Origin of the sequence: Galbibacter sp. BG1, from assembly GCF_013391805.1 — a bacterium.
Taxonomy (GTDB): Bacteria; Bacteroidota; Bacteroidia; order Flavobacteriales; family Flavobacteriaceae; genus Galbibacter.
In genome coordinates, this window is the sequence record NZ_CP058364.1 from 447,901 (window position 1) to 470,296 (window position 22,396).

Genomic DNA, 22,396 nt, shown 5'->3' on the forward strand with positions numbered 1-22,396 from the left:
TTCTTAATCATTTTCATAGTCAATATCGTATCCCGCTAAATGAATCCCTCCTGGCGTTCTGTAGTACAGTTTTGCCTGAAATTTCCCCAAAGGCAGTATCGGGAAGGTTCCATTCATTATGTAATTATACTTATCGTAAAAAGCTTTACCTACTTCTCCATCTGCATATTTATTGGTAATTTCATAACGTAAGTGTACAAAGTCTTTATTGTATTGATAAGGTAAGTTGTACACGAAAGGAATTCTATTTTTCACCCAATACGAATTTGGATTCTCAAGATATTTGGTCATATAGTAATTAGATAAATAAAACGACCGTACAGGAGGCAATCCTAAAATTTTTTCATCTCTATCTACGCGGATGGTGGCATCTAATGGATATTCTTCATACACTAAAGGATATACTTTCTTCTTGTAATAAGAATCTTTTAATTCTGCCTGGGCATGGACCAATGATTCCCCGTTGGTGAGCGGCACCCCTACCAATTCTGCCTTTTCGAAAATTTCATAATTTTCTACCGCTAGGGATAAAGAGTGAACATTCGAATAAATAAAGTTGGTAACATTGCTTGTTTTTTTAAAAGAACTCACCTTATCTTTAAACGAATCGTGTTCACTTGTATGCAATACAAATTTTAAAATCGATTTAGGTTCTCCATTGGCCACCTTTACATCGGCTGCCTTTTTACTTGTTATTGTGGCACTGGCAGCAGCATTTTGATTGGATGTTTTACCAGAATCTTTATCAAACCAACTTGTATCGCCACTTCCCTCATCAAAGTTTATTTCTGTTTTCTCTAATACTACTTCATTTTCTATTTTTTGACCGGGAGGAAAAGCAACTAAATTGAATTCATAATTGGTATTGGTATACATTTCTGGAATATCGAAAAACACGGTATTGTTAGGTATATCCACTTTAATGTCTGTTCTTCTTACCATTCCGGTAGCTGCCTTAAACTCTCCTTTAATAGTATAATCTCCATTAAAGAGGTAATCTTGAAAAGAGTTCATCCGTACGTAACCACGATCGTATTCCTTCGGATAAAAATTCTTTTGCTCTTTGAAAGGATACATATAAGTAATATTTTCAAACGGAATGTAATCAGGTGCTTTATCCGTTTTAAAAGATATTTCCCGTTTTTCGGTAATCATTTTTCCGCTATCGTTTGTAAGGGTTACAAAAGAACCATTTTTATATTCGTCAAAGCTTACCTCAACAATTACTTTTACTGTGTTTTCTGAAGGCAATGATAGTTTAGGTTTAAAGGTAACGGCATCGTTGGTATCGTTAAATTCTATTTCACCGCTAAGCTCTTTACCTTCGGAAAAAAGTTTAAATTGTTTTAGTTTTAATCGGAAGGTTCGTTGTCCTTCATCCAACTCCAAAGTAAAATTCTCGTTTACCGGATAATTGAAAACTGCTTGCGGACCTGTAAAGACTGATACTTTGCTGGAGTTATCCGATGGTTTTACATCGGCTATCATAGGTACGCCCAGTTCTTGAGCCATATTTTCCATAATACATTCTTCCCCGAACTCCACATGAAGCCTGTATCTTCCTTCTACCATGCCCCCCAGAATACTATAATACATCCCTACATAACCTTCGATATAAACCGGATTTGGAAATTGGCCGCGCAGCAAAGCTGCTACCCCGGCTTCGATAATAGGAAACTTACCCTTTATGAAAAGTAAATCTACTTCAACCCCAAATTCCCCGTATAGATACGCATAAATCTGCCCCATAGAATACCAACCGTTATTTCCAACAGGACCGCTTCTCCCTACACATTTTGTATTGGCATAATAAGCATGCATCACGTCGAACCCTGCTCCTGCTTCGATAAATGCGTAGAAAATACCTGCATTGAAATTCTTGCGATACACAAAATTCAATCCGAAGGCAAAGCCCCTCCCTGCCGAAAGCTGATTCTCTTGACGATTGCTATCCAAGATATCATCACCCAAAATTTGTAGAACTCTTGGATGTGGTGCCACCTGAGAGGGTAAGTTATCCCCGGTCATAAAATAACCCCCAATCTCAAATTCTTCTGGTGGAATGGAAAATAAAATTCCTAAACGGTTTACGGGGGTTCCTACGTGTAAATACCATTCATCAGGACTGTCGTGAATTACTGCATAACCTGCACGATTCGAAGGCCCTGTACCTCGAATACCTGCTAAATCCACATAGACCTCAAATTCTCCGTGGAAAGTATTTGTTGTAAAATCTTTTTCTATCCCGACGTAAACCCCAATACTACCATTTTGTGCCACTTCGGCTAATGGTATAGCTTCCTTACTAGCCGGCAGTACATTTCCACTTGCGAGTAGTTTGTCTATTTTTTCCTTATTTTTCTCATAAAACTCTTCAGCTCTTTTAAAAGTTTTCTCCAGTGGCCCGAAGCCTGCATTGGCAGGGGAATTCGTAGTTTTTTCGTCCCCCATAAAACTACCTTCTCCAGTAAATGAAATCCTATTCAATCCGCCGTAAGTATTAAATTGCATTTCCAGAAAAGCTTTTCCACTAAAAGTTGTTTTATTTGGAGTGCCAATTGTAACTCCCGCACGCAAACCAAGACCATAGTTTTCGTCTGGGATATATGTAGTTTCCGAAGGTGTAAAATTATCTCCCGAACCAACCTCCCGGCGCATTCGGTTTGAAACCCCTCCTAAAAAAGAATTGATAAGAAGCTTTCCTCCGCCGCTCTCTTTATTATCTGTCCAAACATCTACAAAATAATAGCGGAAGTCTTTAGCACCAAACATAGCCTTTGCATTGGCATCAAAACTTAAGGCATCAATAGAAAGAGACAATTCTCCTGCAAACCCATCTCCATAAGTGGGATCATCTTCCATAACCTCTAAGCCCCCTTTAAGGTGCATTCCACCTTTTTTTACATCTATTTTTGCCCCTTTTAGTTTTACTGTCTCGTACTGCCATTTATGCACTGATTCTCCCGGTGCTAGTTTCCCAATAACAGCTAAAGATGTGGTTGCGCTAATATCCGGAGCAAAATTTACCGTGAGATCAAAAGACAATCCTACGCGGTCTTCGGGTGGGGTAATAAGGTTGAGATCATCTATGGTTACTGGAAAATTCATCAACCCGAATTCCTTGTCATATTTAAATTCTGTAACTTTTACCAACGGTTTTCCTGGTTCGGTATTTAATTCCAATTGTTTAAATTCAATCCCCACAAACTGTATCATCTTTTCTTCGCTACCATTCGCGGTGTTCGGAGCTTCTTGGCCTAAATTGGCACCGATACTCAATCCTCCAGTTAAATTGGCAAAGGGATATACTTTATCTTCCAACACTTTTACACCTACACTGGAATTCTTTTTTAAATTCATAGTCCCGGAGAAGAGTGGTGCTGGATAATTTTTATCTTCTGCTAAGGTAACGGCCAGTCCGTATTCCTGTGGAGCAATCCAACCGTGATATCCCATGGGTTCTTCAAAAGTAGGAACCAGTATTGCTCCTTTTAACGAGCCGCCTTTTAATCCGTTCATGGCTATATTAACACTAACAGAATCTATTCCAAACCCCCATTTATCGGCAGCGCCTTCTTCTAATGGTAAAATATTTTTTCCATGAAAATATCCTGAAATACCATAACTGTCTATCACCAAGTTTTTAGCGCCAAAACTTATACGCTCTTGATTGTTTTCCCTTCTTTTGATTCCTTTTGGAAGGGTAACGGACACTTCTTCCGCATAAAAACCTCTCCATAAATTAGGATCGCTTGAAGCATATACATCTCGATACTCATCGGGAAAAGTTAGATTGGGAGCATTCTTAAAGTCACTTAAATCCAAAACAGCTCTTTCTACATGAAAGCCCCAACCTTTAAAGCCTGTCATCTCGAAATCGGGAATAGAAACATCGAGCAAGATGTCGTTCCAACCGGCCGCCTTTACGCTAAACGAGGTTTCTACGTAACATTTATCATCTAAATTCTCGTTATTGGTATCGCTGCCGCATACATAATTACCTTGTTTGTCTATCGGCAACAATATTTTACGTGATACCCGAAAATTTCCCTCCAATGAGATCTCTTTTAAACCACTACAATCGAACTCAACAAACGACTTTTCCCCAAAACTACCGCTTTTTAGATCTACACCGCCTTTAAGAGTGAGCAACCAATTATCTCCATTAATTGGAATTGGCACATCGCCAAGTAACACCAAGCGCATATCGCCTATAATAGCACCGTCGTGGGAAAGTTTTATACCCTGCGCTCCAAAATAAAGTTCTTTTTCCTTTTGCGGAATGGTAAGCTTTGCCCAAGCATTAAACTCGGCGTACTGTGGATGGAATTGTACTTGCGTTATTGCGAGTTCTACCGCATTGCCAGAAGTAGAGTCTGTTTTACCCCCCAAACCTACTGGCAGCTCTAACAATTTATCACCTGAAATAATATCAACTATATTGCCTAACTTTTTGACTTTTTCAAAAGCTGCTTTTGCTTTTTCAATAAGTGCTTTAACATCTTGTTCTTGTGGAAAATTTTTGTCAAGATAGTCTTTGTTAAACTCCGGACTCATATCAGCAAATGATTGGTAGAAATTTTTGTTTGCCACCAATTGGTTATCAAGCTCGGGGAAGCTTTTAAATACCTTTTGGGTAGTTTCTTCTTTTTTAGTTACTATGCCCAAGATATCGGTATTGTACTTCGCCACATTTTCCAAATGAGCAAGTTGTTTGTTTATTCGAGCCGCACGCAACGTATCGTGCTCCTTTGCTGAAACAAGCGTGTCCTTGCCAGTACGGGCCTGTACTGAGACAACCAATAATAGTAAAAGTAGGATTAGGTAGTTTTGGTTCATAGTTTATAAGTCGTTTTTCATTTTTTAATTGGAGTCTTCTGACATCCCCCCGGCCCCCTTCAAAGGGGGACTTTAATTGTTGCACTGTTCAGCTCCCCCTTTGAAGGGGGCCGGGGGGATGTCATGTTTCATTTTTTAATTCGTTTACCGTTTCTTCTATCGCTAGCAGTACACTAAACATCTGTTTCTTTACTGCTCCATCGCTAAATCTTAAAAAGTGTACGCCTAATTCTTCCAATACATTCTGTCTCTTAGAATCATATTCATATTTATTATCGTGGCTACTGCCGTCTATTTCTATGGCCAATAGCAATTCGTGGCAATAAAAGTCCACTATGAATTGGTTTATCGGCACTTGTCTATGAAATTCCACACCATAAGCTTTTTTATTTATCTTCTGCCACAGTAAAATTTCAGATAAAGTACTGTTGTTACGCAATTGCCTTGCGTATTCCTTTAGCTTTGGGTTATATGGTATGAGTTTGTTTTTCATATTTTCTAATTATCCCCTTGGGGGGATTTTAGGGCTGCTTTACATCCCCCTAAATCCCCCTTCAAAGGGGGACTTTAATTGTTGCCCTGTTCAGCTCCCCCTTTGAAGGGGGTTGGGGGGATGTCAACTTTTTCTATATAATCCTACAGCCTCCAACAACTGCGGCGTTTCTTTTAAAGCAATGGCTGCCATAGCATAGTATTCCCGCATCCAGTTTTCCATTTGCCCCAAAGCTTTGTCCTTTTGTTGGGTGGCATCTTGGCTCTCCCCTTCTTCCCGTGCATAATCTGTTCTTGCCTTTTTTGTAGCCTCTATAAGTTCTATGGTATCTGTTATTTCTTTCTCTGTTAGATTGTACATAAGCAAGTCCTTTTTTATAGCAGCGTTGGCTGCATCTGTAAGGACATTATAAAACTGTTCCATTTGCTGCATAAGGTTATGGTAGGCCACTGCTTTTCTTCCTACTACCTTTAATTTAGCCTGTACCTCTGGTTGATTGCGAAACTTAGCCTTTGCTTTTTTGCGGTGCTCGCCATACAGCTTTTGCAATTGGTTATAGTTTTTCTCGAAAGCCTGGTACGCATCCCGGGACTCGCGGTCTTCTTTTTTATTTTGTTCCCAAGCTTTTACGGTGTCTTCATACAGTTTTTGGCCCGCTGCCATTTTTTTGGTGTCATACCCAAATTTAGCAGTTTGGGCAGCTATTTCTTTTTGTGCTTGGGTATTGGTAATGGCCGTTTGCCATTGTGCCAATAAGGCGGTTTCGGATTGTTTTGATACTAAGGTCATGGTTGGTTGTTTTTAATTATTGATTCTTTTATAATTTCTTTTTTTATTAATTCTCTACTCCGTTTTGTTAGAATTCAACTCCGAAGCATTCTTCTTATGCTCCGCAACATTCAAGCTGGGTTCCGTATCGTTTATTATTTGTCCCGCAACGTTCCAGTTGTATTCCGCAGCTTTCAAGTTCAAATCCGTACGGTTTATCTTCTGTTCCGTAAGGTTCATTATGAGTTCCGTATTGTTATTCTTTGATTCCTCAATATTCATCTTCTCAAAAAATTATGGAACTTATAGTTACTGATCATATCTTTTGTCCCCTTTTATATTCCTTAACTCCACAAGATGCAATCGTACGGTAGCAGGGTTTCCATTGGAACTTGTTAATTCTGCTTTGCGATCTTTTCACCTCCTATTACTGCTCCCCGCTCCCTAAAGTCTTTCTGCAGTAGGTAGCCTTGAATAGCAGAATATTTCTATTGTTTAATATTCTTCATCAAACTCAATCCTTAGTATAGTTAAGATTTCTCCTAATAGATTTAAGCCTTCCCAAGTTTCTCTTGAATAAGCTTTTATATTATCCGCTTTTAAGCCAATTCCCCATATATTATCGTTAGGAGAAGCTTCAACAAGTGTGGTCCCGCGTGTTTTAAGAAGTTCCTCTTTTAAATACAAATTTTGTTCAAACTTTGCTCTGTTTCCCTCGAGTACTATTTGACTTCTATAGAACCTCCATACTTCTTCATTAAATCCGGAAACATTTCTTCCAAGCTCTTTAATCTTCCGAACATTATTTGTTGACATTATTTTTTTTGCTGACTCAACATCAAGAAAAATAATTGCTTTATGATACATCATAAATTGCTCGGCAGAAGAATACTCCTGAACATCAGAAGGAAACTGATTTTGTAGAACATATTCTCTTTTCAATTTATTCATCTGTACACCTTGTATTAAACATGTAGAGGCAGTGAATTTTGATTTATGCCATTGAGAAAAAGGAGATGTTGTTTCCCAAAAAAAAGTGAACTTTTCTATATTTTTTATCGAAGAATAATGTTTGACTAATGATGTTACATATTTCGATTTTGCAGATAACTCATTTTTTAAAGCAAATACAATTTGTTCTTCTAAGGTAATACCTTCAACACCTCTCTTATTAATAAAGTTTTCATGATCGTCAAGAATTGATTGTTTCTTTTCTTCATTGGTAAGTAAAGACCATTCATAATTCCTTAGGTCATTATAATAATTATACCTTTCTTGTCTCGAAAGGTCTCTAAGTTGTTTTTCAGTTAGCTTTATCATAATTCTGTCATTTCAATAATATATCTTATTGTTCCATCTGATTTTGTAATTGTCGATAAATTATCTATTCGATATTGTCCATTTTTATTCAAAATAATTTCTTCTTGTACAAAATAGCATTTAGAATTATTTGAACATAAATTTTTACCATAATCTGAAATTTCATCTATATCAACTCCTGTCTTAGATTGAATTTCAAACATTACCTCACTCTTATCTGGAGCTTTAAACCGATTAATAAAATCATCTGCAACCTTTTCTAATTTACTTGTTGATTGAAAAGGAGGAATAGTTAATGTTTTCGAATTAGACTCCCAAGCATTCAAGAATGGTTTTAAATGCTCTGGCGATAGGTTGCTACCTCTATAAACCTTTCCGATGAAGCCTTTTGTTAGTCTCATTTTATTCAGACCTGATTCAATTAAATTTATCCAAGACTGCTGAACGGTAGTATAACCATTATTATAAGCAGCAACTGTTAACTCAAAATTATTAACTGTATATCGGTGGATTGCCGATACTTCATCTAGATTTGCGCCTGCCGCATATTGCATCAAGTTATTTTTTTGCACTAAATTCTTAGACTCTATTGCTCTGTTTATTGAATAAAAGTTTGTGATATCAGCATAATCAACCGCCTTAACCCCAACCTCTAACTCATTCCTTACTGGATTCCCCTCTGGATCTACCGTATAAACCTCAACCCCTTTAATGTTTACCTCAACGTTTTGTTTACCGAAGAACTTTTGAGCATTCTCCCCTTTTAAAACAGCTTTGGTATTGGGTTGAAATGCAGGTAGAATTTTTTTTATATTTTCTGTTATGTTGGTATTGTTTATAAAATCGTCTATCGAATTAATTGGTACATTTTTGTTTACCACAAATACCATTTTATAACTTCCATCTGGCAACTCCGTAAGTATTGTAGGCCGAATATTACCGTTTTGTCCAGGAAAAAAGAGTTCTACATTGACACCTACATTTTTAGTTCCAGAATTGAAATTGATTCTTTGAAACTCAATGTCTGAAATGACATCTTTAGTAAGATTCGCTAAAGAATAATCAGGTATGGATTGCTTAACATTTTCAGCATATTTTGCTTCAACATCAAGCTTGATCCCAATTAATCTTTTATCATTAATATCAAAAGCGTCTTTTATCTCATCTAAATAATCTTTAAAAGCCTTTAATCCTTCAACTCCTGTATCATTAAGAATTTCGCGGTAGCCTTTAATAAACATTTTAGGGTTGTTTTTTGCCACGCGATAAATTTTTGACACTACCGCTCCCCCCGTTTTTAAAATAGCTCCCAAAAATACTTGGTCAATAACATCATCTTTACAGGCGATTAGGTCAAAATTGTACTCCGAAGCATCATACCATTTGTCATTATTAAACTCCAGCCCTCCAGTAATACAAGTCAGAATTAGCTCACTACGCATGTTTAAATCATAGATTGCAACAAAAATATCTTGAGCTAAACTAAATTCATCAATATTTTCAATCGCTTTCTGCATTCTTACGTAGTTGTCATCGGAATAAGAGTTTTCATCGAAATAGTAATTAATTACAGCCTGAACTACTATGTTCGTAATAGCGGCTTCAGAGACTTGCCTAACTTTTTGAGCTCCATACTTTTTTATTAGAAACTTTCCAACATCATACAATAAATACTCGCCAACTATAGCTGAGGCTGGTATCGCCATAGCTCCGTACAGCATAGTGTTAACTACCATACGTAGTTCTTGAGCAAATTGCGTGTCGCCTATATAATCTCCTTCAAGTTCTTCAATATGATATAGTATACAAGGATTTTTTTCTATTACCTCTCTCCATATCCTATCTTGGTTAAGATACTTTTGATATTCTGGTTTGGCTAGTAGTTCTTGACACTCTTTATAATCAATATCTTTCCCATAGTAATAATCATTTAAACTCCTTACTACACGTTCAATTTTAATTTCGGCATCTGTACCGCCAAGAGTTGCAGAAATATTTAAATATCTTACTTTATACTCTCCTCGATTAAAATCGCTCTTTTTAGGGTGGTATAGCGTATAGGTTTTATAGAGCTTTACATTTTGGGTTATTGTTTTAGTTTCCTTGCTGAGAATAGTGCGCTCCTCGAAATTGGTAAAGGGCATAAAAACATCCCCTTTAGCGGAATTGGACAATTGTGACTCTTTATATATTCTTACTATTGTGCTGTTCAACATTTTTTTATAATCCCGAAACAGCTTGACCACATGTTCTTTATCAGAGCTGTTTTCCAGTAACTGGTTTATGTAGAATTCTTGTAAAGTAAGTGTATTATAGTCCGAGGGGAAAATCGGTGTTATGAGTTTAGAAGTATAATCTGTAAACGCCACATATACATCAGCCTTGTTGCCTTTATTTACCTCTTTTAACAATTCATTTAAATTGGAAAGATATCCAGAGGTAAACGATCTATTAGTTTCATCCTTCACATACTCCAAATCCCCTAAAGTACCTCCAAGAATATAGATATACCAATTCTTTTCATGCTTTCCATGCGTATCATTATAAGTGTTTTCTTCATATAATGAATTGACTTGTTCTACGGCGTGTCTTACCAAGTCGTCTTCACGGTTATTTGCATTTATCCCAAGGCTTGTAAGAGTAAAGATTAATAATGCAATGTATTTTACAATAGTATTCATACTTACTTTTTTTGATAACGTTTTTTATATATTTTAAAACACATCCAAAGTGTAATCACTAAAAACATCCCTCTAATAACTAGATACAACCAAAAGTGATCTTCACCTATTTTCCATATAAACCATCTTAAAAGTCCACCCATTTTACTTTTCCAACTTCCTCCACTTTCGGTTGGGTTAATTTCTTCATGAAAAAAACCATCATATCCTAAAAACACAATAAAGGCTACGACTCCAATAAAGGAATACACTTCTATGTTATCTTTTTCTTTTTGCTTCATATTTTAAACCGCATTTTTAACTAAAATAGAAGCAAAAACAGTTCTTAATTCTCCTTTCAGATAATCAATTACAGATCTATTTGTGTCACCATTTTCTAATCGAGTATTTATTTCTTTGAACAAATCAACCCCAATAGCTTTTGATTGTTTAATAAGGCTTGTCATTTTTTCACCAGAGGTTTCTTCTGTACTTAAAACTTTCGCAAATAAATAAACACCTATCCTAATCTCTATTTCGTTTAACTCTTTTTGGAGCGTGTTATCACTTTCAGTTTTGATTACCTCCTGCATTTCGACAGACTCCACCAGGTAAAAATCCTTATCCTCAACGGCATAATCCTCTGTTATATTATTGTAGATTTCTTGATAAAGTGTATTCATGGCTTCTTCATCATCTCTACCTTCCCGGTACAATTCCGTAATGGCTTTTTTTAACAGATCTACAAACTCTTCTTTCACATCGTCCAGCTTTTTATTTGCTTCATTTAAACTGGATTGCGCTGCATTAAAATCATTGGTAGCGTTCTCGGCACCCTGAGTATCGCCAGATGTAATTGCATTATCATACTTAGTTTTTGCCTCTGCCATCTGTGTTACAGCCTCCTCCATTTGTTGCTTTATTTCTTTAGGGATACTTTCATTATCAATATTTTCACCCATTGCTTGGGCCAATGCATCAATATTTGCCCTAGTAGTTTTATCTATATCCAAATTCAGCAATTCAGTAACAACCTCCTTCACACTACCCGCAAGATCCCCAACGGCCTCCACCGCATCCGCCACATCATCAATCGCCTGATCTACATCCAAAATATTCTTCATACTTGGATCATACTTCGTAATCACCATTCCTTCGGCGAGCTGGTTATCGGTATTTACAAAAACATTGGTAAATTCTACCGCTACCTTTACACTGTTTAGGTAAGGGATGGTAACATAGCCCTTCCCGGTAAACCTACCGTTGCTGCCGCTTACCTCTCTTACTTTTACGGGAAAATCCCCTGCTTTGAAGACGTCCCCTTTTTTAAGTTCGTTTAACGGGGTTTGATTATCGAGGTCTATTTGTGAGGGTATCCCACAGTTATACAGTCCGGCCTCATCGTTGGCAATAAAAGTAGTTAAGGTTTTTACGGGGGAATAATCGCTGGTAACCAATTGGCATTCTTTGGCTACTTGATATTCGTATACGGTACCGGGACGTAAATCCCAAAGGGTAACCCAATTGGCAGTAGAGCGCGAAGTAAACCACTGGTTGTTTTCTCCTTTTTCTCGATATCGAACGGTAAACTCTGTAATATCGGTAGAAAAATCGTCCCAATAGATATTGGCCTCACGCATGCCTTTTACTTCGTGGGTTACATTTATGGGGGTTGTACATGGGGTGGCGTTTACGAAAAAGAAAATTTCGCTATATCCTTGGTTTTTAAACAGCCCTATTTCTTCATCGCCTTGTTTTGCCTTTGCCCGTACACGCCACGCATATCTTTTATTATCCAGTAACATGGGGTCTGTAGGCCCGTATAGGTAACTTGTTTTATTGGTGGTAACGGTAAATACGGGAGGCGAACTTAAAAATGCCGCTTGCGGATCTACAACATTGTCCCAAACTTCTACAATGCTTAATTCGTACTCTGCATTGGTTACGTTTATTTGCCTAGGTGTCCATTGAAAAACAATATTCTGTGGGTTTTGTTGCTGAATAGCCTTTCGATTCTGTGGGAACACCAAGAAAGGAGGTTCGTTTTGAAAAATATAAGTGGTTGCACAGCTTTTTTGGGAGATTCGGTTTCCACTGGCCACATCGTAAACTTCGAAACAAAATTGATAAGAGCCCTCGGGTATTGGCTGCCCATACGCCATGGCACTAATGCCGGTTATGTTGGGATATTGAAAATAAGGTGCAAGTTCTACATTGGTAAGTACCAAAGGTATTCCCCCTTCTAAAAAAAGTGGTGTTGCACCGCTTACTACATTATTACTTTGAAAAGAAATCCCGTTCCCTTCGAAATACGTTTTTAAGCGTACCTCTCTATTGGCAATGTTTAAATCGTTTAATACTATTTGTACTTGTAAGGGTCCGTTTATAAGGGATGCATCTGCATACGAAGAAAAATAGATAGGTGCCGGTTGCTTTACCTGTGGTGCTACAGTTACCGGGAAGGTTTGGGCACCACCTACCAGACTTAACAATAGGCAAAGGACTAGGAGTAGGTTCTTTTTCATAAGTAGGTTCTCACTAATGGAGGTTAGTTTTGTTTTACACTTACGCTCAACTAATTTTTTTAAACTTGATATAGAATATACAGCTCCAACCATTATCATTGCTCTGTTTTTTCTATATACTTCAACTCAAAATCGTTAGGGTCTACTACTTCGAGCGATTTTTTATAGTAAAAATCAATCATTTGCAGCTCCAAATATAACTTAATTTTCTCAATATCATTGGTTTCCATGAATATTTTATAGGATTTATTCGCTTCTTTGTTTTTAAATTCGGCGAGTAATTCATCGGGATCCATTACGTCGTTTATGGAATTATAAGTGTAAATCTCTCCTTCCATCCAACGGTGACCCACCATTTTTTGTTGGCGTGCCAGTAATTCTTTTTGTTGTAATTGGTAATCTTCTAACAATGCTTTCTCTTCGGGGGAAAGGTTATTGAGATCTTTTCCCTTAAGTGGGTGTGCATCTAAATCTACCTTAAGCCCAACGAAACCTTTTTCCAATTGATAATCTATTCTTCTCATATCCCGCTTCAACTTATTGATGGTTTGAAAAATCAATTGATCGTACATTTGCAAGAAATCGTTGAAACTGTAAAGTTCTTCTAAAAAGGTAATGGCGTGCTCCTTGTAAGGTTCTGCCCTTTCTTGATCGCGTACGGTTTCGAACAGCAAGTTAAGTTCGTTTTGTTCAGAGAGAGGAATGTTATCAAATTGGCTGCTATTCCGTACGTTGTTCAATTGGTCGGTTACTTCCGTTAAAGTTCCGCTATAGGTAACATCGCGGTACCTAAACCGTACACTTGGCTCGTTGTATATTGGGTCGCGCTCCCTACGGTTTAAATTAAGTTTAAAATTATCGAAGGTATACGAATAGGTAAGCGTAGCGGTAAAATCATTAGCCTTTTGAGTAGGATTGTTGCGAAATAGTGATAGAAAATTCAAACTTAAATTATGTTTTTCCATATAGACATAACTGCCGCCCAATCGAAAATTATAAACACTCCCCTGCCGGTCTCCATTGCTATAAGTAGCATTATAGGAACTGGAGAAATTAGTTCGTAATTTTTTATCAAAAAACATTTTCCCAACGGCCAGTGTTGGCCCCCAAGTAAGCGATTTATCTACGGCCACCGTGTTATAGGAAGCATTCCCGGCAAAAGAAACATTCATACCCAGAGGGATGTACCCTATGGTGTAGGCAGCAGAGCCATTGTAAAAAGTATTCTCCCCGCCCTCTACGGTTTCTCCCTGTTGTTGATTTATGGAGTTTTGATAAACCATATTTATATTGATGGTTTTATTTTTTTCTTCGGAAGCCAATAAATTATAGTTTGCTCCAAGATTTGCGTTTTGCGAAACCTGCCGATAATTGAGGGTGTCCAAATTTTCAAATTCTGAAACTTCATTGATATAATCAAATTGATCTCGAATGTTGGTATACGACTGAAAATTAGAATACGATCCGTTGAGTGCTAGTTTTTCTGAATGTGTGTAATTTAAATTTAACGAACCTACCAACCTTTGAAGCTCTGAACTTTTTTGTTTATCTAAATTATCCCGTTGGAAACCAGTGTTCACAGCTACGTTCAACTTATCGTTAAATATAGTCTGACTAGCGTTTAAGGTAATGTTCTCCAAATCGTTATTAAAATAATAGGCTCCCAGTGTTTTATAATCTGGGTCTATACGCTCATAAGCAACCCCTAAAGAACCATTTCCAGCAGGGTAATCGAAGCTGGCATTTAAAGCAGAGTAATATTCGGTAGTTATATTTTCATTGAGCAAAAAAGAAAGCATGCCCTTCTCACCACGTTCATCGGCCAATCGAGTATCTTCGGTAACTCCAGAAATAGCGTACTCCACCCTAAAATTACCTCGGTCGAATAGTTGCATATTGGTTTCAATACTTACCACCGCATTTTCTTTGGGCGCTAATTCTATATCTGCTGGAAAAGGAACGGATAATGAATTTTCGTCGTCTTTTGCATGGAAGTAAATTAAACCGATTTCGAATTTATTGAAATCGTATGCTGCCTTTGCTCCATAACCCATACGCTGGTAGGCTACTATTCCCTCAGGCACATTAGGATCATATTCGGTGGCCTTTAAAAATCTTCCGTACATAGCGCTTACTTTAAATGGCTTATCCGGTGGGGTAAGTTCTATTCCTGCCCCAGTAAATTGGTGTCCGCTTAATGTATACGGAGAAAAAGTCATGGCTACATCTCCAATATGCGCCGTTATCCATTTATATGAAGGATGTAAACTAAGCCTATTAAAATTAAACGGATTTGGAAAATTGAAATCTTGATTGGAATACGTAAAGGAAAGTGGAATGTTATAAACCCCGGCAATGTTAAAATTTAGATTACCATTTAAATAATACGTAAACGGTTGTCTATTGGCTGTCCCAGAATAGTAAACTCCATTGGCAGAAATACCCCCATTATAGCGTACCAGTTTGGCCTTACCCAACTGATCCAAATTTATACTTTGCCCATAGCAAATACTCGAAAACAAGCATAAAAAGAGTAGTAGTCTTATCAAGTTTCTTCTGTTTAGGGGCGGTAAATATATTAATATTTATTAATTATTTGTTAAAATAAAGGTTTTTTTCTATGAAATACACTTTTAATTAATGAAGATTATTTGTTTCGTTTTATTTAGAAAGTTTACCGTGCTGGGCATTGCGTGGTTAGTAAAGAACCATAGCCGTAGTATTTAATGCCAAAACCGGCCTTTTCCTCTCTATATCCTGTCGACCAAAGAGGGAGACATCACAAATAATTGTTTACCAAACACAATACGACTTCTCTACAAGCGTCGTTTGTTCTGCATTGAAATGACAGTCGATGACAAACTAATATCTAGAAATTCTTTCTTTGTACCTTGTACATAATACTTTGCACTTCTTTTTACTTCTTATTTCGGTCACTAAAATCCCGGTGTTCTTTTTTGTAGAGTTCGCTTTCTGGAAGGTTTTTAAAATACTCGTAGGTGCGTTGCATCCCTTCCGTTCGGGAGACTTTGGGTTGCCAGCCTAGAATTTCTTTGGCTTTGGTAATATCTGGTCTTCGTTGGGAAGGATCGTCTTGCGGTAACGGTTTGTAAATAATTTTTTGATCGGTTCCAGTAAGCTTAACAATCTCTTCAGCAAACTCTTTTATGGAAATTTCTGTAGGGTTGCCAATATTTACCGGATCATTATAATCGCTCATTAAAAGTCTGTAAATCCCTTCAACTTGATCGTCGACATAGCAAAAGGAACGTGTTTGACTCCCATCTCCAAATACGGTTAAATCTTCGCCGCGAAGCGCCTGACCAATAAAGGCAGGGATAACACGACCGTCGTTAAGTCGCATACGGGGCCCATAAGTATTGAATATCCGTGCGATTCTGGTATCTAAATCATGAAATCTATGGTAAGCCATGGTGATGGACTCCATAAACCGTTTGGCCTCATCGTAAACGCCCCTAGGCCCTACGGGACTTACATTGCCGTAGTATTCTTCCGTTTGGGGATGCACTAGGGGATCTCCATAAACTTCAGAAGTAGAAGCTACCAAAATCCTTGCTTTTTTATCTTTTGCCAGTCCCAGCAAATTATGGGTCCCCAACGCCCCTACCTTAAGGGTTTGTATCGGGATTTTTAAATAATCTATAGGACTTGCAGGCGAAGCGAAGTGTAATATATAATCTAATGTTCCAGAAACATCCACGTATTTAGTGACGTCGTGATGAATAAACTCGAAGTTTTCATTACTCCGTAAGTGTTCTATATTTTTAAGATCTCCAGTAATAAGGTTGTCCATTCCAATAACGTACAACCCTTCTTTCATAAATCGATCGCACAAATGAGACCCCAAGAACCCGGCAGCTCCGGTAATTAAAATACGCTTCTTTTTCAAGGTAATTAGTTTTGAAAGCGAAGATACTTAAAAATTTGTTTTATCCTTTTTTCGTCTATTCTACAAAAACAATATCATCTAGATAGATTTATCCTGAAAAAACGTTCTCTATGGGAGATTGCCACAGCCCGCAAAAAAGTGGGCTTCGCAATGACGTTCAAGGATTATAATTAAGTCACTGCGAACGGGCAACGAGCGCGGCAGTCTCTCAAAGTTAATTCCTGCTTACAATGGGAGATTGCTACAGCCCGCAAAAAAGCGGGCTTCGCAAAGACGTTAAAGATTAATTAAGTAACTTCAACGATCAAAGAGTGCGGCAGTCTCTCAAAGTTAATTCCTGCTTACAATGGGAGATTGCCACAGCCCGCAAAAAAGCGGGCTTCGCAATGAGGTTCTACATATTTCTCCGGTATTGACCACCAACCTCAAATAAGGCTTGTGTTATTTGCCCTAAGGAACATACCTTCGTAGCTTCCATTAGAGCTTCAAATACATTTTTATTTTGAATGGCCGCTTCCTGCACTTCCTCAATAGCATCCGTTGCTTCTTTTTTGTATACTTTATGTAGTTTTTCTAGAGTAGCGATTTGCAATTGCTTCTCCGTTTCCGTAGCACGTATTACTTCCGAAGGAATAATCGTTGGAGACCCTTTACTGCTCAAAAACGTATTTACACCAATAATAGGATATTCCCCGGTATGTTTTAAGGTCTCGTAATACAAACTTTCTTCTTGAATTTTAGAACGTTGATACATGGTTTCCATAGCCCCCAACACACCGCCACGCTCGGTAATTCTATCAAACTCGGTTAAAACTGCTTCTTCTACCAAATCTGTCAATTCTTCTATGATGAAACTTCCCTGGATAGGATTCTCATTCTTAGCCAAGCCTAATTCTTTATTGATTATCAACTGAATGGCCATTGCACGACGCACAGAATCTTCGGTGGGTGTTGTAATTGCCTCGTCGTAAGCGTTGGTATGGAGCGAGTTGCAATTATCGTAAATGGCATAAAGCGCCTGTAATGTGGTACGTATATCGTTAAAGTCGATCTCCTGCGCATGCAAGGATCTTCCTGACGTTTGGATATGGTATTTCAACATTTGTGAACGAGCGTCTGCCCCGTATTTCTCTTTGAGCGCCTTAGCCCAAATTTTCCGTGCAACGCGCCCAATTACCGCATATTCGGGGTCTACACCATTGGAGAAAAAGAAAGATAAGTTTGGGCCAAATTTATTAATATCCATTCCCCTACTTAAATAATACTCCACATAGGTAAATCCATTTGCCAAGGTAAACGCCAATTGGGTAATGGGGTTGGCTCCGGCTTCTGCAATATGATATCCAGAAATGGAAACGGAGTAAAAGTTACGCACTCCATTTTCGATAAAATATTCCTGAACGTCGCCCATAAGCCGCAGTGCAAATTCAGTAGAGAAAATACAAGTGTTTTGTGCCTGATCTTCCTTCAAAATATCTGCTTGCACCGTTCCGCGTACTTGGGTAATGGTTTTTTCTTTAATCTTCTCGTACACTTCTTTTGGTAGCACCATATCCCCCGTCACTCCCAGTAGCATAAGTCCGAGGCCATCATTTCCTTCTGGCAAACCTTCTTCTTGCGCACCTTCAGAACGTGAAAAACTATTGTATTTTGGACATTCGCTGTTTTTTTGCTGATATATAGCATCAATTTTAGCGTTTACCTCCTCTTCAAGTGCGTTTTCTTTGATGTAAAGCTCGCACTGCTGATCTATGGCCGCATTCATAAAGAAGCCCAACAGCATGGGCGCAGGACCGTTAATCGTCATACTCACCGAGGTCATAGCATCGGCAAGATTGAATCCCGAGTACAGTTTTTTGGCATCATCCAGACAGCAAATAGACACTCCTGCATTCCCAATTTTTCCGTAGATATCTGGACGATGGTCTGGATCGTTTCCGTAAAGGGTTACCGAATCGAAGGCCGTAGATAGCCTTTTGGCGGGCATTCCCAAACTCACATAATGAAAACGCCTGTTCGTACGTTCGGGACCTCCTTCTCCTGCAAACATGCGGGTGGGATCTTCCCCGGTTCTTTTAAACGGATATAAGCCCGAAGCAAATGGAAATTCCCCAGGTACATTTTCCTGTAAAACCCAACGCAAAATATCGCCCCAAGCCTTGTATTTCGGTAATGCTACCTTTGGGATTTGAGTATGCGACAAAGACTCGGTATGGGTGTCTATCTTAATTTCTTTGTTACGAACCTTAAATGTGTAAATAGGTTCTTTGTACTTAGAAACCTTTGCATCCCAGTTGATGATGGTTTTCCAATGGTGGGGATCTAAATTTAGTTTTACCCGATCGAATTCTGCCAATAACAATTTTACAAAATCTTTGTTTTCGGCAGTCGGCTTCAAGCTTTCTCCATCAATCCCATGTTTTGATAGACCAAGCTCAACGCCCGTAACACTACATAAGGCTTGGTAAATCCCGTATAGCTTTTGTGCTACTTCTACTTGATCGTCCACTTTCTGATCGTAATTTCGATTACTCTCCGCAATTTCTGATAAGTAACGGGTTCTATTTGGGGGAATGACAAATATTTTTTCACTCATTTCCGAAGAAATCTCAAAACTCGATTTTAATTTCGAATTCGTTTTTTCCTCTATCACCTTCATTATTTCTTTATAGAGGGTATTCATCCCGGGATCGTTAAATTGGGCGGCAATGGTTCCGTACACCGGAAGTTCTTCTGCTTTGGCCTCCCACAGACCGTGATTTCGCTGATATTGTTTTTTTACATCCCGAAGCGCGTCTAAAGCTCCACGCTTATCAAACTTATTAATGGCTACCACATCGGCAAAATCGAGCATGTCTATTTTTTCCAATTGGGTGGCAGCTCCAAATTCTGGCGTCATTACATACAAGGATACATCCGAATGATCTAGAATTTCGGTGTCGCTCTGTCCAATTCCCGACGTTTCAAGAATAATCAAATCGTATTTCGCGGCTTTTAAAACATCAACAGCTTCTGCAACATGCTTGGAAAGTGCCAAATTAGATTGTCTAGTTGCCAAGCTGCGCATATATACGCGTTCATTGTTAATGGCATTCATACGAATACGGTCGCCCAACAATGCACCTCCAGTTTTTCTTTTAGAAGGGTCTACCGAAATAATCCCAATCGTTTTATCTTCAAAATCGTTTAAAAATCTACGCACCAATTCATCCACCAAACTACTTTTCCCAGATCCGCCGGTACCTGTTATCCCCAATACAGGGATATTGTTTTTGGAGACATTGATGGCTTTAAACAGACTTAAAAATTCGTCGTGATTGTTTTCCGCCAAGGTGATAAGCCTGGCAATGGTATTAATGTTTTTCCCTTCCAATTTTTTTTGAAGATTTCCTTCGGAAGAAAGTTTATTTATGGCATAATCAGAATTTTCAACTAAATGATTAATCATCCCCTGAAGTCCCATTTCGCGGCCATCATCTGGCGAATAGATTTTAGAGACCCCATATTCCATAAGTTCCTTAATCTCTTCTGGAAGGATTACACCCCCGCCTCCACCAAAAATCTTGATATTGGAGGCGCCACGCTCTACCAAGAGATCGTGCATGTATTTAAAATACTCGTTATGCCCGCCTTGATAAGAAGTTAAAGCTATGGCATTGGCATCTTCCTGAATAGCGGTATCTACAACTTCTTCCACGCTTCTATCGTGGCCCAGATGGATAACTTCCACCCCTGTAGATTGTATAATGCGGCGCATGATATTAATAGTGGCATCATGCCCATCGAAAAGGGAAGCCGCTGTTACTATTCTTATTTTATTCTTAGGTTTATATTGATTTGTTTGCTTCATCGCTAATAAGATGTGTTTTTGACGTCTGCAATTTACAGAATTTGCAAAATAAAGGCGATTATTTTTGGAATAAGTTAATAAAGAATTCTTTCAAAGAGCCAATTTAACAAGAAACATAAAACTTTAAAAAAAAGAAGGCTGCTTTGCTAAAAGCTATTATTTTTGAGACTGACTATTCAGCCAAAAAAACATTCAATAAACACCAACCAAATCCATGGGAAAAATAACCATTTTAATCCACTGCAAAGACACCTCTGGTATTATTGCCGCTGTTACCAATTTCATACATGAAAATGAAGGCAATATTGTCTATATCGACCAACATGTAGACCGGCAAAACGAAACGTTCTTTATGCGTAGTGAAAGCGAATTTAACCCAGAAACGTTTAATTACGAAGATTTTAAAAATGAATTTAAAAAAAATATTGCCACCAAATACCATATGGAATGGCAAATGTACACCGATGATTACAAACCAAAAATGGCTTTGTTTGTCTCCAAGTACGACCATTGCTTGTATGACATTCTCGGGAGGTACAACGCAGGCGAATTAAATGTTGAAATCCCTTTTATAATAAGCAATCACCCCGACCTAAAACATATAGCCGATAGTTTTAAAATTCCCTTTTACCATATCCCTGTAACTAAGGAAACCAAAGATAAAGCAGCGCAACAACAGTTAAAGTTATTGGAAGAATTTGGAGTGGATTTTATAGTACTTGCGAGATATATGCAAATTATTCCAGAAGGGTTAATCAAGAAATATCAAAACAAAATAATTAACATACACCATTCTTTTTTACCCGCTTTTGTGGGAGCCAAACCCTACCATTCTGCCTATAAAAGAGGAGTGAAGATTATTGGTGCGACAAGCCATTATGTTACCGAAGAACTGGATGCTGGCCCTATCATAGAACAGGATGTAGCGCGGGTTACCCATGCGCACTCTATAAACGATTTGGTTATGAAAGGCCGTGATTTGGAAAAAATTGTCTTGGCAAGAGGCATCAAACTACATATCGATAGAAAAACTATGGTCTTTAATAACAAAACCATCATTTTTAGCTAAAAGCCGATCTTTTCAACAAATTAATGGTTTGGTAATTTATGCTTAACACACTTCCAAGGTTTAAGCATCATCTTTGTAACAAGTTTAGTTTTATACTTGAATTCGTTTGAGTTAGCAGTTAGTTAGTTTAAAAAAAACCGGTTTGGAGAGATCGGTTTTTTTTTGTTTATAGCCTCTCCTGAAACGATCTAAAATAGGCAAAGGCCTGTTTTAAACGGGAACCGTACCACGAGAAATATTCCCCATCTACCAAATAAATTTGAGCATGAGGGACTTCTTTTTTAATTTCTTGAATGTGTTTCCCTTTAAACGGAAAAGGCTCCGAAGAAAGCAATATACAATCTAAATCTTTAGAGCATTTAATTCTGGAAACTTAACCTCTGGATATCTCCCAATACTTTCAAAAATATTCTCGAATTTATTTTCCTTTAGAAGGAAATTGATAAATGTGTTCCCTCCAGCAACCATCCAAGGCTTGCGCCAAATGAAATAAGCAACTTTTCTATTTGGTTTATCGCGCATATACGATTGAAAAGAATGATATGCTGAAGAAATATCGGATATCAAATTAGCCGCTTTCTTTTCTACTGAAAAAAGCTTTCCGTATTGGTCGATTAGCGCTAAGGCATCTTGCATATTATAAATATCTGAAACATGTACAGTGGCCAACTGCTCCAAATTTTCAACGATTTCCTTGGTATTTTCTTCTTTATTGCAAAGTATAATATCGGGCTGTAAGGCTTTTATCTTAGAGTATTTAACATCCTTTGTCCCGCCGACAATGGTTACGTTGGATTTAAGATGAGATGGATGCACACAAAATTTAGTGATACCAACTAACTGCGCTTCCAAACCTAGATCGCACAGTAATTCCGTTTGCGAAGGCACTAAGGAAACAATCCGTGTAGGAGTTTTTTGAACGTTGATATGTCGCCCGATTTGATCTATCAACACCAAAGCAT

General features: G+C 38.0%; 13 protein-coding genes. 1 reads left to right on the plus strand and 12 read right to left on the minus strand.

The features are described 5' to 3' along the window. Positions 1-3: 3 nt before the first annotated feature. From HX109_RS01990 to HX109_RS02040, 11 genes are all read right to left on the minus strand, one after another. Entirely contained in the window at positions 4-4,839 is a 4,836-nt protein-coding gene (locus HX109_RS01990; RefSeq protein WP_178949545.1) for a hypothetical protein, read from the minus strand. Between the two features lie 121 nt (positions 4,840-4,960). Continuing rightward, positions 4,961-5,332 (minus strand): endonuclease domain-containing protein, encoded by a 372-nt coding sequence (locus HX109_RS01995; RefSeq protein WP_178949546.1) that lies wholly within the window; start codon positions 5,330-5,332, stop codon positions 4,961-4,963. 123 nt (positions 5,333-5,455) lie between these two features. Next, a complete protein-coding gene (locus HX109_RS02000) occupies positions 5,456-6,121 on the minus strand; it encodes a hypothetical protein (protein WP_178949547.1) in 666 nt (221 codons plus the stop codon). A 54-nt stretch (positions 6,122-6,175) separates the two neighbouring features. Continuing rightward, positions 6,176-6,382, minus strand: a complete 207-nt coding sequence (locus HX109_RS02005) for a hypothetical protein (RefSeq protein WP_178949548.1) — start codon at positions 6,380-6,382, stop codon at positions 6,176-6,178. 213 nt (positions 6,383-6,595) lie between these two features. Continuing rightward, positions 6,596-7,420, minus strand: a complete 825-nt coding sequence (locus HX109_RS02010) for an NADAR family protein (RefSeq protein WP_220399477.1) — start codon at positions 7,418-7,420, stop codon at positions 6,596-6,598. Beyond that, positions 7,417-10,101, minus strand: coding sequence for a hypothetical protein (locus HX109_RS02015; RefSeq protein WP_178949549.1), 2,685 nt, complete (start codon positions 10,099-10,101; stop codon positions 7,417-7,419). The genes HX109_RS02010 and HX109_RS02015 overlap by 4 nt, the downstream gene beginning before the upstream one ends. 2 nt (positions 10,102-10,103) lie before the next feature. Further along, on the minus strand, positions 10,104-10,382 hold the full coding sequence (locus HX109_RS02020; protein ID WP_178949550.1) for a hypothetical protein: 279 nt from the start codon (positions 10,380-10,382) through the stop codon (positions 10,104-10,106). 3 nt (positions 10,383-10,385) lie between these two features. Then, a complete protein-coding gene (locus tag HX109_RS02025) occupies positions 10,386-12,605 on the minus strand; it encodes a fibronectin type III domain-containing protein (protein ID WP_178949551.1) in 2,220 nt (739 codons plus the stop codon). A gap of 95 nt (positions 12,606-12,700) precedes the next feature. After that, positions 12,701-15,154, minus strand: a complete 2,454-nt coding sequence (locus HX109_RS02030; protein ID WP_178949552.1) for a hypothetical protein — start codon at positions 15,152-15,154, stop codon at positions 12,701-12,703. Positions 15,155-15,522: 368 nt separating this feature from the next. Beyond that, on the minus strand, positions 15,523-16,515 hold the full coding sequence (locus HX109_RS02035) for a UDP-glucuronic acid decarboxylase family protein (protein WP_178949553.1): 993 nt from the start codon (positions 16,513-16,515) through the stop codon (positions 15,523-15,525). A gap of 394 nt (positions 16,516-16,909) precedes the next feature. Next, positions 16,910-20,365, minus strand: coding sequence for a methylmalonyl-CoA mutase family protein (locus HX109_RS02040; RefSeq protein ID WP_178949554.1), 3,456 nt, complete (start codon positions 20,363-20,365; stop codon positions 16,910-16,912). Between the two features lie 214 nt (positions 20,366-20,579). On the opposite strand from HX109_RS02040, the gene purU reads away from it, so the two are divergent. Next, a complete protein-coding gene (purU, locus tag HX109_RS02045) occupies positions 20,580-21,434 on the plus strand; it encodes a formyltetrahydrofolate deformylase (RefSeq protein ID WP_178949555.1) in 855 nt (284 codons plus the stop codon). Between the two features lie 342 nt (positions 21,435-21,776). Here the strand turns inward: purU and HX109_RS02050 are convergent, their stop codons facing one another. Next, complete coding sequence (locus tag HX109_RS02050; RefSeq protein WP_317170428.1) at positions 21,777-22,385, minus strand: helical backbone metal receptor; 609 nt, start codon at positions 22,383-22,385, stop codon at positions 21,777-21,779. Positions 22,386-22,396 lie beyond the last annotated feature (11 nt).